At 74.7% G+C, this 13,235-nt stretch carries 16 protein-coding genes; 5 read left to right on the top strand and 11 right to left on the bottom strand.

From position 1 onward, the window contains the following. Positions 1 to 10: 10 nt before the first annotated feature. Complete coding sequence (locus RM555_RS00615) at positions 11 to 823, bottom strand: HAD family hydrolase (protein ID WP_311409905.1); 813 nt, start codon at positions 821 to 823, stop codon at positions 11 to 13. Continuing rightward, entirely contained in the window at positions 823 to 1,644 is an 822-nt protein-coding gene (locus RM555_RS00610) for an HAD family hydrolase (protein WP_311409904.1), read from the bottom strand. The genes RM555_RS00615 and RM555_RS00610 overlap by 1 nt, the downstream gene beginning before the upstream one ends. Before the next feature lie 194 nt (positions 1,645 to 1,838). Here RM555_RS00610 and RM555_RS00605 point away from each other — a divergent pair, with 194 nt between their 5' ends. Next, positions 1,839 to 2,360, top strand: coding sequence for a GNAT family N-acetyltransferase (locus tag RM555_RS00605; RefSeq protein WP_311409903.1), 522 nt, complete (start codon positions 1,839 to 1,841; stop codon positions 2,358 to 2,360). A 100-nt stretch (positions 2,361 to 2,460) separates the two neighbouring features. Here RM555_RS00605 and RM555_RS00600 read toward each other — a convergent pair whose 3' ends face one another. Then, on the bottom strand, positions 2,461 to 3,237 hold the full coding sequence (locus RM555_RS00600) for a hypothetical protein (RefSeq protein WP_311409902.1): 777 nt from the start codon (positions 3,235 to 3,237) through the stop codon (positions 2,461 to 2,463). A 112-nt stretch (positions 3,238 to 3,349) separates the two neighbouring features. On the opposite strand from RM555_RS00600, the gene RM555_RS00595 reads away from it, so the two are divergent. The 3 genes from RM555_RS00595 to RM555_RS00585 all read left to right on the top strand — a co-directional run bounded on the left by RM555_RS00595 (position 3,350) and on the right by RM555_RS00585 (position 5,156). Beyond that, positions 3,350 to 3,781 carry an OsmC family protein gene (locus RM555_RS00595; RefSeq protein ID WP_121397474.1) on the top strand — a complete coding sequence of 144 codons (432 nt, stop codon included), beginning with the start codon at positions 3,350 to 3,352 and terminating at the stop codon, positions 3,779 to 3,781. A 242-nt stretch (positions 3,782 to 4,023) separates the two neighbouring features. After that, the gene (locus RM555_RS00590; RefSeq protein WP_192581591.1) at positions 4,024 to 4,368 is read left to right on the top strand and encodes a metallopeptidase family protein; all 345 of its coding nucleotides are present in this window, start codon (positions 4,024 to 4,026) and stop codon (positions 4,366 to 4,368) included. 65 nt (positions 4,369 to 4,433) lie between these two features. Further along, entirely contained in the window at positions 4,434 to 5,156 is a 723-nt protein-coding gene (locus RM555_RS00585; RefSeq protein WP_311409901.1) for an AIM24 family protein, read from the top strand. 126 nt (positions 5,157 to 5,282) lie between these two features. Here RM555_RS00585 and pheA read toward each other — a convergent pair whose 3' ends face one another. From pheA to RM555_RS00560, 5 genes are all read right to left on the bottom strand, one after another. Next, positions 5,283 to 6,236, bottom strand: a complete 954-nt coding sequence (pheA, locus tag RM555_RS00580; RefSeq protein WP_311409900.1) for a prephenate dehydratase — start codon at positions 6,234 to 6,236, stop codon at positions 5,283 to 5,285. 9 nt (positions 6,237 to 6,245) lie between these two features. Next, a complete protein-coding gene (locus RM555_RS00575) occupies positions 6,246 to 6,743 on the bottom strand; it encodes a hypothetical protein (RefSeq protein WP_311410097.1) in 498 nt (165 codons plus the stop codon). 248 nt (positions 6,744 to 6,991) lie between these two features. Continuing rightward, on the bottom strand, positions 6,992 to 7,381 hold the full coding sequence (locus RM555_RS00570; RefSeq protein ID WP_311409899.1) for an ACT domain-containing protein: 390 nt from the start codon (positions 7,379 to 7,381) through the stop codon (positions 6,992 to 6,994). 75 nt (positions 7,382 to 7,456) lie between these two features. Continuing rightward, positions 7,457 to 7,915, bottom strand: a complete 459-nt coding sequence (locus tag RM555_RS00565) for a hypothetical protein (protein ID WP_311409898.1) — start codon at positions 7,913 to 7,915, stop codon at positions 7,457 to 7,459. Between the two features lie 177 nt (positions 7,916 to 8,092). Next, entirely contained in the window at positions 8,093 to 8,833 is a 741-nt protein-coding gene (locus tag RM555_RS00560; protein WP_311409897.1) for a hypothetical protein, read from the bottom strand. 163 nt (positions 8,834 to 8,996) lie between these two features. Between RM555_RS00560 and RM555_RS00555 the strand changes: the two genes are divergently transcribed. Continuing rightward, on the top strand, positions 8,997 to 10,214 hold the full coding sequence (locus RM555_RS00555) for an arginine deiminase (protein ID WP_311409896.1): 1,218 nt from the start codon (positions 8,997 to 8,999) through the stop codon (positions 10,212 to 10,214). 113 nt (positions 10,215 to 10,327) lie between these two features. Here RM555_RS00555 and RM555_RS00550 read toward each other — a convergent pair whose 3' ends face one another. The 3 genes from RM555_RS00550 to RM555_RS00540 all read right to left on the bottom strand — a co-directional run bounded on the left by RM555_RS00550 (position 10,328) and on the right by RM555_RS00540 (position 13,215). Then, entirely contained in the window at positions 10,328 to 11,212 is an 885-nt protein-coding gene (locus RM555_RS00550) for a DUF5926 family protein (protein WP_311409895.1), read from the bottom strand. A 59-nt stretch (positions 11,213 to 11,271) separates the two neighbouring features. Further along, positions 11,272 to 11,688, bottom strand: coding sequence for an ATP-binding protein (locus RM555_RS00545; protein ID WP_311409894.1), 417 nt, complete (start codon positions 11,686 to 11,688; stop codon positions 11,272 to 11,274). A gap of 69 nt (positions 11,689 to 11,757) precedes the next feature. After that, complete coding sequence (locus tag RM555_RS00540; RefSeq protein WP_311409893.1) at positions 11,758 to 13,215, bottom strand: sensor histidine kinase; 1,458 nt, start codon at positions 13,213 to 13,215, stop codon at positions 11,758 to 11,760. Between the last annotated feature and the right edge of the window lie 20 nt (positions 13,216 to 13,235).

Below are 13,235 nucleotides of genomic sequence, written 5' to 3'. Positions count from 1 at the left end.
GGCCGGCCACTCACCCCACCCCGAAGACCTTCTCCAGGTACGCCGCCACGCCGTCCGCCGAGTTCGCCGCCGTGACCTCGTCGGCGATCTCCAGGACGGCGCGGTGCGCGTTCGCCACCGCCACTCCCCGCCCGGCCCAGGTCAGCATCGGCACGTCGTTCGGCATGTCGCCGAAGGCGAGCACGTCGCGGGCGTCGATGCCGAGCCGCGCGCAGTACCACGCCAGCCCGGCCGCCTTGGTCACGCCGGCGGCGGAGATCTCCACCAGCCCCGAGTACGACGAGTGGGTCGCCTCGGCCAGCCCGCCGAGGGCCGCGGCCACCAGCGCGACGAACGCGTCCGGATCCTGCTCGGCGGACCGGGCCAACAGCTTCACCGCCGGTGCCGCCAGCAGCTCCTCGGGGGTCTCGACCGCCCGGATCGCGTCGTGGTCGGCGTCCCAGCGCAGCGGGTAGTGCGCCTCGTGCCGCATCTGCCGGCTGTCGACGATCTCCACCGCGAAGCTGACCTCGGGCACCTCGGCGCGCAGCCGCCGGGCCACCTCGGCGAGCAGCTGCGGGGCGAGCGGATCGGCCCGCAGCACCTCGTCCGCGACCGGGTCGTAGACCACCGCGCCGTTGGCGCAGATCGCCGGCAGCGGCTCGGCGAGCTGCTCGTACACCATCTTGAGCCATCGGATGGGACGGCCGGTGACCAGCACGACCGGTGTGCCCCGCGCGGACAGCCGGGCCAGCACCTCGGCGGTGTGCGGACTGAGCGTGCGGTCGTCCCGGAGCAGGGTGCCGTCGATGTCGGTGGCGATCAGCCGTGGTGCCTCTCCCATCAGCGGGACAGTAGCCGATCGAGGTACACCGCCACCCCGTCGTCGTCGTTGCGCAGGGTCACCTCGTCCGCGGCGGCGCGGACCATCGGGTGGGCGTTGGAGACCGCGACCCGGGCCCAGCCGGCCCACTCGAACATCGGCAGGTCGTTGGGCATGTCGCCGAAGACCAGTACCTCGGCCGGGTCGACGCCGAGGCGCTGCGCCACCACGGTCAGCCCGGTGGACTTGTCGACCCCCGGCGGGCAGATCTCGACGAAGCCCAGCCCCGCCTGGGTGAGCGTGGCGACCTCCGGCGCGACGATCCGCCGGGCGACCGCGAGCAGTTCGTCGACGTGGTGGTCGGCGGTCCGGACGAACGCCTTGATCACGTCGCACGAGAGGCACTCGGCGCGGCTGCGCGCCTCGAACTCGTGCTGGTAGGGCCAGCTCGGGTGGTAGTCGCCCCAGAGCGGGGCGCCGTGCTCGTCCGACGCCTCGACCATCACGGTCAGCGGCCCGACGGCCGCCTCCAGGTCGGCCAGCAGCGCGGTCAGCACCTCGGCGGAGAGGCGTTCGTCGCGCAGCACCACCGGCCCGGCCGGGTCGCTCTGGTCGACGACCCGGCCGCCGCCGGCCATCACCAGGAAGTCCGCGGCCCGGATGTCGTTGCGGGTCATTCCGGCCAGCCTCGGGCCGCGACCGGTGGCGCCGACCACCGGGATACCGGCGGCCCGCACCCGGTCGAGCACCGCGTGGGTGTACGCCGAGACGGTGTCGTCGCTGCGGACGAGCGTCCCGTCGAGATCCGTGGCGATCAGCTTGGGCAGGCCCGGGCGGGTCATCGTTCCTCCTTCGCCCGCCGCCGTCGCAGCCAGCCGTCTCGGTCCTCGGTGCCTCGACCCTGAGTGACGGCGGGCAGCAAACGTACCTCGCGGAACGGGCCCCCACCATGGCGTTGCGGCGAATGCCGTGCCAACGGTCGACGGCCCGCCGGTGTCCCCGTCCGGGGCCCTGCCGCAGGCCGTACGGTGGACGGATGGGAGAGCGGGACTGGCCGGTGGCGGAGGCCGTCGACACCGAGCGGCTGCTGTTGGAGCCGCTCCGCGTCGACCACGCCGAGGAACTCGCCCCCCTCCTGGACGACCCGGCCCTGCACGAGTACATCGGGGGCAGCCCGGCCACCCCCGAGCAGCTCCGGGAGCGGTACCGCCGGCAGACGGTCGGGCGGTCGCCGGACGGCCGGGAGGGCTGGCTCAACTGGGTCGTCCGGCACCGGGACAGCGGCGACGCGGTCGGCACCGTGCAGGCCACCGTGCGGCTCGACGGTGACCGGCCGGTCGCCGAGCTGGCCTGGGTCGTCCTGACGCCGCACCAGGGCCGCGGCTACGCCGGCGAGGCCGCCGCCGGCCTGGTCGGCTGGCTGGCGGAGCGCGACATCCGGGCGCTGGTCGCGCACGTGCACCCCGACCACCGGGCCTCCGCCCGGGTGGCCGAGCGGCTCGGCCTGCGGGCCACCGACGAGCGAGTGGACGGCGAGCTCCGCTGGGTGGCCCCCTGAGGGACGCCGGGAGCCCCGGCGATCGGGTACGGGCGAGGTCGTCCTCGTCGAGCCGGCGGGCTGACGTTCGTCACCCCGGTCGGCGGCGAACCGGCCCCGGTCAGTCCGCGAGTTCGGGGCGGGCGAAGGGAGCGGCCGGCCCGACGGTGAGGTCGGCCGGCGCGGGCGGCCCGTCGTCCGCCAGGTCCCGCGACCTGCGGCGGCGCCAGCCCACCGGCTCCGCCCCCGCTCCGCCGTCCGCCCCGGCCCCTGCCCCGGTCCCGTCTTCCGCCTCGGTCCCGCCGTCGGACTTCCCGGCGATCCGGGCCGCGCCGGCCGGGGCCAGCTTCAGCGCCGCCGCGAAGAGCGCACAGGCCAGGAACGCCGTCACCAGGCCCCGGCCGTACTCGACCTGGAACCCGTCGTCCGTGGAGTAGAAGAAGACGCGTTGGGCGGCCTCGTCGAGCGAGGCGGTGGCCGCGACCAGCAGCCCCAGCAGCGCCCCGGCCACGGCCAGCCCGGCGAGCCGGGCGTTCGGACGCACCGCGGGAGTGCCGCGCAGCGCGAGCACCACCGCGCAGACCAGGGCGAACAGCCCGACCAGGTAGCCCACCCCGAACCCGCCGACGTCGGACACCCCGCCCGGCACCCGCAGCGGCGTGTTGCCCTGCGGGCCGCCGTTGGGGATGGTCATCACCTGCCACTCGCCGAGCATCGAGGCGAGGGCGGCCACCGCGCCGAGCGCCGCGAGCAGCACGGGGAGCCGGGGGTCCCGGCCCAGGCCGGAGAAGGCACGCCCGAACCGCCCCGGCCCGTCCGGCTGGGCGGTGCCCCACTCCAGGACGGCGGCACCGTCGGACCGGTGTTCCTGCCGGGGAATGGGGGAACTCTGGGACATCGGCCACCCTTCCGCGTTCGCGGGCCTGCCCCGAATCATGACACAGTACGCACCCGGTGACGCGGAGCGTGAACGGTCGCCGGAGGGTGCCCGTTGGGCTAGCGTCGGGTGCATGCCTATCCGTACCGCTTCCGCACAATGGCAGGGCAACCTCACCGAGGGGTCCGGCACGATCCGCACCGGCAAGGGCGGGCTGGAGGGGAACTACTCCTTCAAGTCCCGTTTCGAGGAGGGTGAGGGCACCAACCCCGAGGAGCTGATCGGGGCGGCCCACGCCGGCTGCTTCTCGATGGCGTTCTCCAAGGCGCTCGCCGAGGCCGGCTCGCCGCCCACCTCCGTGGAGACCACCGCCAAGGTCCACCTCGACAAGACCGACGCCGGGATGACGGTGACCCGGATCGAGCTGGACACCGTCGGCCAGGTACCGGGCATCGACGAGGCGCAGTTCACCAAGCTCGCGGAGACCGCCAAGGAGAACTGCCCGATCTCCCGCCTGCTCGCCCCGGGCGCCCAGATCAGCCTGACCGCCCGCCTCGCCTCCTGACCGTCCCCGTTCGTCGGCGTCGACCGCCACGGGGACCACGCTCCCCGTGGCGGCCCGCCGAGCCGGACCGGCGCGCGTGGTTGGCGGGCTCCGGGCCCGCGACGGGCTGCCGGCTGCCGGCTCCGACCGATCCCGGCGGCTGAGCCGCACCGAGCCGGGCCGGCGCTCGGGCCGGCGCTCGGGCCGGCGGGCCCGACCGGCGCGGGTGGGCCGTGTCGTCGGGCAGAATGGGCGGGGTGCCGGTGGAGATGAGTCGCGAGCGCTTCGAGGAGCTGGTCGGCGACGCGCTCGACGAGGTGCCCGAGGAACTCCTCGCCCTGATGAGCAACGTCGTGATCCTCGTGGAGGACGACCCGCCCCCCGGCGAGGACCTGCTCGGCCTCTACGAGGGGCACGCCCTCACCGACCGCGGCTGGGACTACGCCGGCGTGCTGCCGGACCGCATCCTGATCTACCGCAACCCCATCCTGCGCATCTGCGACGACGACGAGGACGTCGTCGACGAGGTCGCGGTGACGGTGGTGCACGAGATCGCCCACCACTTCGGCATCGACGACGCCCGCCTGCACGAGCTGGGCTGGGGCTAGCGGGCGGCGGTTGCCCCGGTCGCCTACCGTCGGTGCAGGTACCGCGAACTCAGGAGGCACTTCCAATGCGCAGCGAGCTGTTCTCGGCGGAGAACCTTGAGAAGGAGTCCGCGCAGCCCGGCATGCGGCTGCAGAACTCCAAGATGTTGAAGGTCGAACTCAACGGCGAGGTGATGGCCCGGGTCGGGTCGATGGTCGCCTACCAGGGGCAGGTGCAGTTCCAGGCGCTCGGCTCCGGCGGGCTCGGCAAGTTCCTCAAGCAGAAGCTGACCGGCGAGGGCGTCCCGCTGATGAAGGTCTCGGGCCGGGGTGACGTCTTCCTCGCCGATTTCGCCAAGGACGTGCACGTCATCGACCTGGAGCCCGGCGACGCGCTCTCCATCAACGGCTCCAGCGTGCTGGCCTTCGACTCCACCCTCCAGTACGACATCCGGATGGTCGGCGGGGCCGGCATGGCGTCCTCGTCGGGCCTGTTCAACTGCGTCTTCAGCGGTTACGGCCGGATCGCCATCACCACCAAGGGCACCCCGGTGGTGCTCAGCGTCGACGCCCCCACCTACGTCGACCCGCAGGCGGCGGTCTGCTGGTCGGCCAACCTCCAGACCGGCTACCACCGCGCCGAGCAGCTCGGCCTCGGCACGCTGCTGGGCCGGAGCACCGGCGAGGCGTTCACGATGAGCTTCGCCGGCCAGGGCTTCGTCGTCGTCCAGCCCTCCGAGGAGCCGCCCGTCATGGGCAGCGGCTCCCAGGAGCAGCAGGGCGGTCTCCTCGGCGGCCTGCTCAGCTGAGGCACGCCCCGCACCACCTCGCACCGCCCCCGCCCGCGTCGACCGGCCCGCCGGATCCCGACGTCGGTCGGGGGCGGTGCCGTTGCGGGGCCCGCGGTCGGCCCCGGGGCGGTCCCGGGCCAGCCGTCAGCTGAGGTCGCCGGCGCGCAGGCGGGCCAGCCAGGCGGCGGCATCGGCGTAGTCGGCGTCCGAGAGGCCGGCGGGGGCCGGGATCGGGCGGTCGCCCGTCCCGGGGAACCGGTGCCGGGGGTACGAGCCCAGGAAGCGCACGTCGGCGCAGACCCGGCGCAGCCCCTGCAACGCCTCGCCCAGGCGTACGTCCGCCACGTGCCCGGCGCAGTCGAGGAAGAAGACGTACCGGCCGAGCGCCTCCCCGGTCGGGCGGGACTCGATCCGGCTCATGTTGACCCCGCGGACAGCCAGCTCCATCAGCACCGACAGCAGCGCGCCCACCCGGTCGTGCGCGATGTAGACCGCCAGGGACGTCACGTCGTCGCCCGTCGGCGGCGGGGGCGGCCCGGGGCGGGACACCAGCGCGAAGCGGGTCACCGCGTCCGGGTGGTCGGCGATCTTGTCGGCGAGCACGTCGAGCCGGTGCCGGCCGGCCCCGATCGGGGCGCAGATCGCCGCGTCGTACTCGCCGGCGGCTGCTCCGGCGGCGGCCGCGCCGTTGGAGAGCACATCGACGACGACGGCGTCGGGCAGGTGCGCGCGCAGCCAGCCCCGGCACTGGGTGGACGCCTGCGGGTGGGCGGCGACGCTGCGCACGTGCGGGAGCGTCGTGCCGGGCCGCGCGGCGAGCACGAACTCGACCGGCAGGACCACCTCGCGGGTGATCACCAGGGGTTCGCCCTCGGCGAGTTCGTCCAGGGTCACCCCGACGGCGCCGCCGATCGAGTTCTCCAGCGGCACCAGGGCCGAGTCCGCCTCCCCGGTCCGTACGCCCTCCAGCGCCTCGGGGACGCTGCGGGCCGGCGTGCGGCTGCCCCGCTCGGCGGCGGGGATGCTCTTCAACGCCTGCTCGGCGAAGGTGCCCTCCGGCCCGAGATAGACGAAGCGCGTCGGCGGTGTTCCCGGCATGGCGACAGCCTACGCACCCGGTACGCCGAGCGACCCGCCCTCGCAGACGCGCGTCCGGATGCCGGGCGGCCCGGCGGCGCGGACCTCGGCGGTGCAGACGTCGGTGCCGGCGGTGACCAGTCGCGGGGCACCCGGCCGGCCCTGGGTGATCACCTGGAGCGTCTCGTGCCCGGTCACGTCGAGCACCGTGTAGTGCCACTCGCCGGCGCAGAGCGGCCCGGTCCGCACCCGGACCCGCACGCCGTTCGGCAGCACGCCACCCCGGCCCCGCACCAGGTCGACGATCCGCGCTCCCGAGGGGCCGTCCGGGCACGGGACCGCGACCAGACCGGGGTCGACCGTGGGGGTGATCCCTCCGCCGCCGGGCAGGCCGCTGGTGGGCGGGGGCGTCGGCGCGGCGCTGGGCGTGGCGGGGAGCGCGGTGCGGGTCGGGGCGGTGGTCGGGGCGGGGCGGCGCAGCTCCGGTGGGGTGCCGCAGCCGGCGAGGGGCAGCGCGGCCAGCAGCACGACGGCTGCGAGGTGGCGGGCGTACGCCGGCGGGGCCGGGCGGGACGAGGCCCGTACGGGCGGCAGGGGCGGAGCCGGCGGGGCGCACGGGCGATCCGCCCCGGGCCGGGCCGGGGGGCCGGGCCGTCGGGCGGGCGTGGCGGGGCGCGAGGGGGTGGGCGGCACGGCCGATCCTCGGGACATCGGGGAGCGTCACTGCGGCCGGGAGGCCGAGCCCATCCTAGGAGGAACCGGCGGGCGGGTGAAGATCAGCCGAGGACGCGATGGCCGGCACGCTCCAGCGCGGCGGTCGCCTCGCGGAGCCGCACGGCGGGAACCAGCAGGTAGTCGGTGTCGTAGGTGGAGAAGGCGACCACGCTGACCCGGGCCGCGGCGAGGGGGTCCACCAGCGCGGCGAGGGTGCCGCTGACCGCAAGGGCGAGCGGTTCGGCGACCCGCAGGCAGCGCCAGTCGGTCTCGCCGACGGCCTGCTCGGGCGCCCGGTCGGCGGGGCAGATCAGCGAGATCCCGTCGGCCGTCCAGCTCACCGTGACGACGTCGCCGTTGCTCAGCCCGCCCGACAACTCGGGCGGCAGGGCGGAGCCGGCGGCCAGGCGGCACACGGCGTACTTCCCCGGCAGCAGAGCGATATCGAGCATGAGGGCACCTTACGGCCTCGGTGCGGGCCCGCCCCAGATTCGCCGCGTGCGGCGAACGCCACATCCCGCCGCTGGTCAGACCGGGGAGAAGAACGTGAGCGAACCGGCGACCGTCCCGCTGGTGAACACCGGGGTGGAGATAGCGTCGACGGTCGAGTCCGGCGCGTCGGTCGACGCGGCCTGGACCCGGAGCAGCCCTCGGGCCAGGCGCCCGGAGGAGAGCGCGAGCAGCGGCGGGATCTTGTCGATCTCGGGCTCGGTCAGCTCGCAGCGGTTGGCGGTGAAGTCGAGCAGCCGCAGCCCGCCGTCGAGCAGCGGCAGCCCGGTCACGTCCTCCGGGTCGCCCAGGAAGAGCAGTTCGCAGCCGGTGACGGAGACGGCGACGACCCTCGTCCCGGCGTCGATGAGCAGGCACGGCTCGTCGGCGTGGGAGACGGTCGACGACCACCGACCGAGGTTGTCGAACTCCTGCCCTGTCGGTGTTCCCGCCGCCGGCACGAACACGTCAGAGAGCGAGAGTTCGACGTGGGCCACCGCGCCTCCTATGTACACCGACGGTCCGTCCACGCTAGCCGGTCGTCGCGGGTGACGCCGACCGCGCCGTGGTCACCGGGCCGCCGGTGGGTGAGGGAGTGCCCTGACCAGGCGGCCGGCGACGGCGCGACCGACGGGTGCCGACCGGCACCCGGGTGCGTGGCGTCGCCGGTGACGTTACCGTCGGTTGGCCGGCTTGTCAGCGGCCGTTCGGCCGCCCTCGTACCACCGGTAGTCCGCGGCCGGCCGGTACGAGCCGTTCACCCAGGTCTCCGGGTGCTGCGCGACCCGCGAGAGCTTCTCGGCCGTGGCCGGACTGATCCGGCTGCCCCCGGCGACGAGCAGGCGGTCCAGCTCGCGGTGGGTGGCCATGAGGCAGTCCTTCGGCAGGCCGTAGACGCTGATGACGCCGGAGCCGACGAAGGTCAGCACCGGCGTCACCGGGATCGGCAGCCCCACGGCGTCGGAGAGGGCCTTGCTGGCCCGCTTGGCGTCGCGGCGGGCCTCGGCCACGTAGGGCGGGCGCTTGCCGTTGATCTGGACCACGTCGCCGGCCACCAGCACCCGGGCCCGGCCGTGGTCGGCGATGGTGACCGCGAAGAGCCCGCTCGGCCCGATGGCGAGGAAGCCGGCGCGTTCGTCGCGCTCGTGGTCGAGCAGGAGATCGGTGGCGTCCGTGCGGGGCCACTCGATGACGTGCCACGCGGGCCCGAGATGGTCGAGCCGGCCGAGCGCCCGGGCCCCGGCCGCCTCCAGCCGCCGGGCGCCCCGCTCCGCCCTGCGGCGGCGGGCCCACTCCAACGGGGACGGACGGACGGGTGCGAGCACCCCCGGCGACTCCACGCGGGGGTGTGGCACCGCCGCGGGCGGCAGTGCCCGGGCGGACGGTACGGCTTGACGAGCGGGAAAGACAGTCATCGCGACCTCCGGCAAAAGGTCCCTCGAAGTTATGTCCTCACTACCCTACGTTGCCAGTCCCCTGTGTCGGCAAGTTGGAACGCCGGAGTGAGTGTGGATGAATGCCATATTCATCCACCCCTGTTTTATCGGATGCCGCCAAACCCTGCCCTACGCTGCGAGGGTGACCCACTACGTGGACAGCGAAGTCGGTCGGCTCGGGACGGTGCTGCTGCACCGCCCCGGTCCTGAGTTGGCCCGGCTCACCCCCCGGAACAACGACTCGCTCCTCTTCGACGCCATCCCATGGGTCGGACGGGCCCAGGAGGAGCACGACGCCTTCGCCGCCGCCCTGCGCGAGCGCGGCGTCGAGGTGCTCTACCTTGCCACCCTCCTCGCCGAGACGCTCGCCGTCGCCGACGCGCGGGCCGAACTCACCGGGGAGGTGCTCCGTTCGCCCAGGCTCGGCGACTCGCTGCGCGCCCGGGTCGCCGACCACCTCGCGTACCTCGATCCCGTCGCGCTCGCCGACGTGCTCATCGCCGGGCTGGCCCACGAGGAGCTCCGGGTCAGCCGGGAGCGGCCGGGCGGCCTCGTCTACACCCTGATGGACCGGCACGACTTCGTCATCGACCCGCTGCCCAACCTGCTGTTCACCCGGGACTCCTCGTTCTGGGTCGGCGACCGGGTCGGGGTGACCAGCCTGGCGATGCCGGCGCGGCGACGGGAGACCACGCTCACCGACGCCATCTACCGGCACCACCCGCGCTTCGCCGGCACCGAGCTCGTCTACCAGCCCGGCCTGGAGCACCTGGAGGGCGGCGACGTGCTGCTGCTCGCGCCGGGGGTGCTGGCCGTCGGGGTGGGCGAGCGGACCACGCCCGCCGGCGCGGAACGCCTCGCCCGGCAGGTCTTCGCCGCCGGGCTCGCGCACACCATCCTCGTCGTCCCGATCGCCCAGGAACGGGCGACCATGCACCTCGACACCGTCTGCACGATGGTGGACGTCGACGCCGTGCTGATGTACCCGAACATCGCCCACACGCTGTCGGCGTACACGGTGATCGCCGGGGCGGACGGTGAGGACCCGCGGGTGGACGGCCCGGCGCCGTTCCTGCGGGCCGCCGCCGACGCGATGGACCTGCCCCAGCTCCGGGTCATCGACACCGGCCTGGACCCGGTGACCGCGGAACGCGAGCAGTGGGACGACGGCAACAACACCCTGGCCATCGCGCCCCGGCTCTGCGTGGGCTACGAGCGCAACACGGAGACCAACGCGCAGCTGGAGCGGGCCGGCATCGAGGTGATCCCGATCGCCGGCTCGGAGCTGGGCTCGGGCCGGGGCGGACCACGCTGCATGTCCTGCCCGCTGGTCCGCGAGCCGCTCGGCGCACCGGTGTGAGGAAGGGCCCCTTCCTAACGTATTCGGTATAGGAAGGGTCCCTTCCTTACACCGCAGCCGCCGCGCGAGGCGGGCGCGGCGGCTGCGGGCGGAGGGTGAGCGGGGCTCCCGGCTCAGCGCAGGGTGAGTTGGCGGCCGAGCAGGCCGTGGCGGGCCCGGCGGCCGGCGGCGTCCAGCGGTGCGGGCTCGGCGAGCGCCTCCGCGTACCGCTTGGCGAAGTCGGCGACCGGCTGCTCCCAGTCGGCGGCCGGGACGTCCTCCGGCAGGTCCCAGACGGGCACCAGCCGGCCGTGGGCCCGGAACATGCCCGCGAAGCGGGTGTTCCCGCCGAGCACCAGCGTGCCGGCGACGCTCAGCCGGGACAGCGCGTCCAGCGCGGCGTCCTCGTCGTCGGGCAGCACCCAGCGCACGTGCGCCTTCTCGGGCACCTGGCACCAGTACGCGGCCCGGGCGGCGGCGAGCCGTACGGTGGGGTAGATCGCGGCGTTCGCCCGCTCCAGGGACGCCTGCACGTTCGGGTCGTCGCCGGCCCCCGGGTCGAGCCAGAACTCGAACCCGTCGTGCATGCTGACCTCCAGCGGGCCGTCGGCGAGGACGTCCTGCAACCGGGGGCCGGGGCCGGGCAGCGGCGGCACGGGCACCGAACGGCCCGGCTCGGCCCGCAGCGCGCAGAGCAGCGCCTCGGCCAGGTCCCGGGAGACGTCGCCCGACTGGAGGTGACGCTGGAGCCCGATGAGGACCCGCCCGTCCGGCTTCGTCATGGCAGGGGTGGCCATCGGCAGCACGGTGGCCAGGGTGACCTCCCGGTCGCCGAACTCCTCGACCAGGGCGGGGGCCAGCCGCAGCGGCGCGGAGGCGGCGGGCACCAGTTCCCGCAGGGCGATCCACTCCGGCTCGTCGGTCAGCCCCTCGAACGGTCGGGGCACGAAGATGTCCCGTACCTTCTCCCGCTTGGGGGTGGCTTCGGCGGCCCGCTGGCTCTTTCGACGCTTGCTCACGGCGACACAGCCTAGAGGCCCCGGCGGCCCGGCGGGGCGGGACCCGCCCTCGCGGTCGGTCAGCCGGCCACCGCAAGGTCCGACCGGGTGACGTCGGCAGGGTCGAACTCGGCCCACACGCTCTGGCCCAGGCCGTCGCGCTCGACGCCCCAGCGGTCGGCCAGCCCCGAGATGATGTGCAGCCCTCGGCCGTCGACGGCGTCGATGTCGGCGATCCGCATCGTGGGGCCCGCGGCGGCGCCGCCGTCGGTCACCCGGAGCTGCACCTGCTGGCCGCCGGACGAGTCGCGCAGCCGCCAGGCCACCCGCACCACTCCGCCGGGCAGCGGGTCGGCGTGCCGGACCGCGTTGCCGACCAGCTCGGCGAGGACCGCGACGAGGTCGGCCAGGAGCGGCGGAGGTACGACGTCGGCCAGCTCCTCGGCGAGGCGTCGCCGCGCCACCCGCGCCCCCGCGGCGTGGTGGGGGACCACCACGCACCATGCCCGATCGGCAGCTCCCGTCGACACCTTCGTCCCTCTCACGCCCCTGTTGCCCGTCGCCGGTCACCCACGGGGCAGCCGCACCTCTGCGACCGTACCGCCACCGGCCCTCGGTCGTAGGGATACCCATCCATTCTGCTGTTCAACGATCCGACGGACGAGATAGAGGCCGAGTCCGGCCCCGGCGAAGCGGCGGCGGTCGCCCGACTCGCCCTGCCAGAACCGGTCGAAGGCCCGCTCCACGTGCTCCGGCCGGATGCCGATGCCCCGGTCGCGTACCTGGAAGGAGACCGTGGACCCGTCCGCGTCGGCGGTGATCTCGATGAGCGAGCCGGGCTCGGAGTACTTGCCGGCGTTCGTGCACAGCTCCGTGAGCACGGTGGCGAGGCTCAGGCGGTGGCCGAGCGCCTTGGGCAGGTCCTCGGGGAGGCGGAGGACGAGCCGCTGCCGCAGCTCCGCCGGGAGGTCGACCGCCGCCGCGCGCAGCGCGTCACCGAGGTCGTACGGGGCGGGGGGCTGGTCGCCCGGCCCCGCCTCGGCGGCGGAGGAGAGCAGCCGGTCCACCAGCCGGGCCAGCTCGTTGGCGCGTTGCCCGATCACGCGGGCGGCCTGCCGCCGGTCGGTCTCGGTCAGCGACTCCCAGTGGTCGGTGAGCGTGTCCGCGTAGCCCTTGATGACCGTCACCGGCGTACGCAGCTCGTGGCTGGTCACCGCGACGAAGAGGTCCCGGTCGTGGTCGCGGCGCTGCTGGTCGGTGATGTCCCGGAAGGTGACCACCCGCAGGGTGCCGGGGCCGGGCAGCTCACCGGAAGTGATCGTGAGCCAGCGGCCGTCCGGCAGCCGGTGGTCGAGCACCCGCCCGGAGGGGGGCAGTGGGAAGGGCAGCGGCCGGTTGAGCGCCTGGTCCGTGGAGCGGCCGGTGACCCGGGCGGCGGCCGGGTTCCAGAGCCGGACGTGACCGTCCAGGTCGACCACGGCCAGGCCGTCCGCCAGCGCCGCCACCACCGGCCCGTCGCCGTGCACGGGCAGCCCGGTCTGGTCGCCGTACATGTGGGCGATGCAGGAGGCCAGGTAGCCCGCGACCGCGTGCTGCTCGGCGTCGGGCGGGTCGTCGCCGTCGGGGTAGAGCACGTGCAGGCTGCCGACCGTCAGCCCGCCGATCTCCGCGCGGGAGACCACCATCCGGAGCAGGCCCCGTTCGGCGAGCTCGGCGGAGAGCCTGCCGGTCAGCTCGTCCGTGCGGACCTGGCGCACCCGCGCGCCGGAGAGCAGGCAGACGGTGGTGGGGTCGTCGGCCGGCACGGGGTGGCCGACGGCCCACTCGGCGGCGCCGGTCGCGGCGATCACCCGGCCGCCGGTCGGCGCGAACTCGACGAACGCCGTGCCCGCCGCGCCGAGCGCCGACCGGGCCACGCGGAGCAGGTGGGTGAGCACCGGAAGACCGGTGCCGCCCGAGTTGATCATTTCGATCACCGTGGTGTGGCCGGCGATGAGAGCGGAGAGGTCGGTGCGCTCCGGCATCCTCCGAGTGTGCCCCGCCG

Source organism: Micromonospora reichwaldensis (assembly GCF_031845925.1).
Taxonomy (GTDB): domain Bacteria; phylum Actinomycetota; class Actinomycetes; order Mycobacteriales; family Micromonosporaceae; genus Micromonospora; species Micromonospora reichwaldensis.
This window is presented reverse-complemented; position numbering and strand designations above follow the sequence as displayed.

Coding starts and splice junctions, on each gene's coding strand:
- RM555_RS00540 (WP_311409893.1), bottom strand. CDS start 13,215: ATGCCGGAGCGCACCGACCTCTCCGCTCTCATCGCCGGCCACACCACG.
- RM555_RS00560 (WP_311409897.1), bottom strand. CDS start 8,833: ATGACTGTCTTTCCCGCTCGTCAAGCCGTACCGTCCGCCCGGGCACTG.
- RM555_RS00585 (WP_311409901.1), top strand. CDS start 4,434: ATGCGCAGCGAGCTGTTCTCGGCGGAGAACCTTGAGAAGGAGTCCGCG.
- RM555_RS00600 (WP_311409902.1), bottom strand. CDS start 3,237: ATGTCCCAGAGTTCCCCCATTCCCCGGCAGGAACACCGGTCCGACGGT.
- RM555_RS00595 (WP_121397474.1), top strand. CDS start 3,350: ATGCCTATCCGTACCGCTTCCGCACAATGGCAGGGCAACCTCACCGAG.
- RM555_RS00615 (WP_311409905.1), bottom strand. CDS start 823: ATGGGAGAGGCACCACGGCTGATCGCCACCGACATCGACGGCACCCTG.
- pheA (WP_311409900.1), bottom strand. CDS start 6,236: ATGCCGGGAACACCGCCGACGCGCTTCGTCTATCTCGGGCCGGAGGGC.
- RM555_RS00570 (WP_311409899.1), bottom strand. CDS start 7,381: ATGCTCGATATCGCTCTGCTGCCGGGGAAGTACGCCGTGTGCCGCCTG.
- RM555_RS00610 (WP_311409904.1), bottom strand. CDS start 1,644: ATGACCCGCCCGGGCCTGCCCAAGCTGATCGCCACGGATCTCGACGGG.
- RM555_RS00605 (WP_311409903.1), top strand. CDS start 1,839: ATGGGAGAGCGGGACTGGCCGGTGGCGGAGGCCGTCGACACCGAGCGG.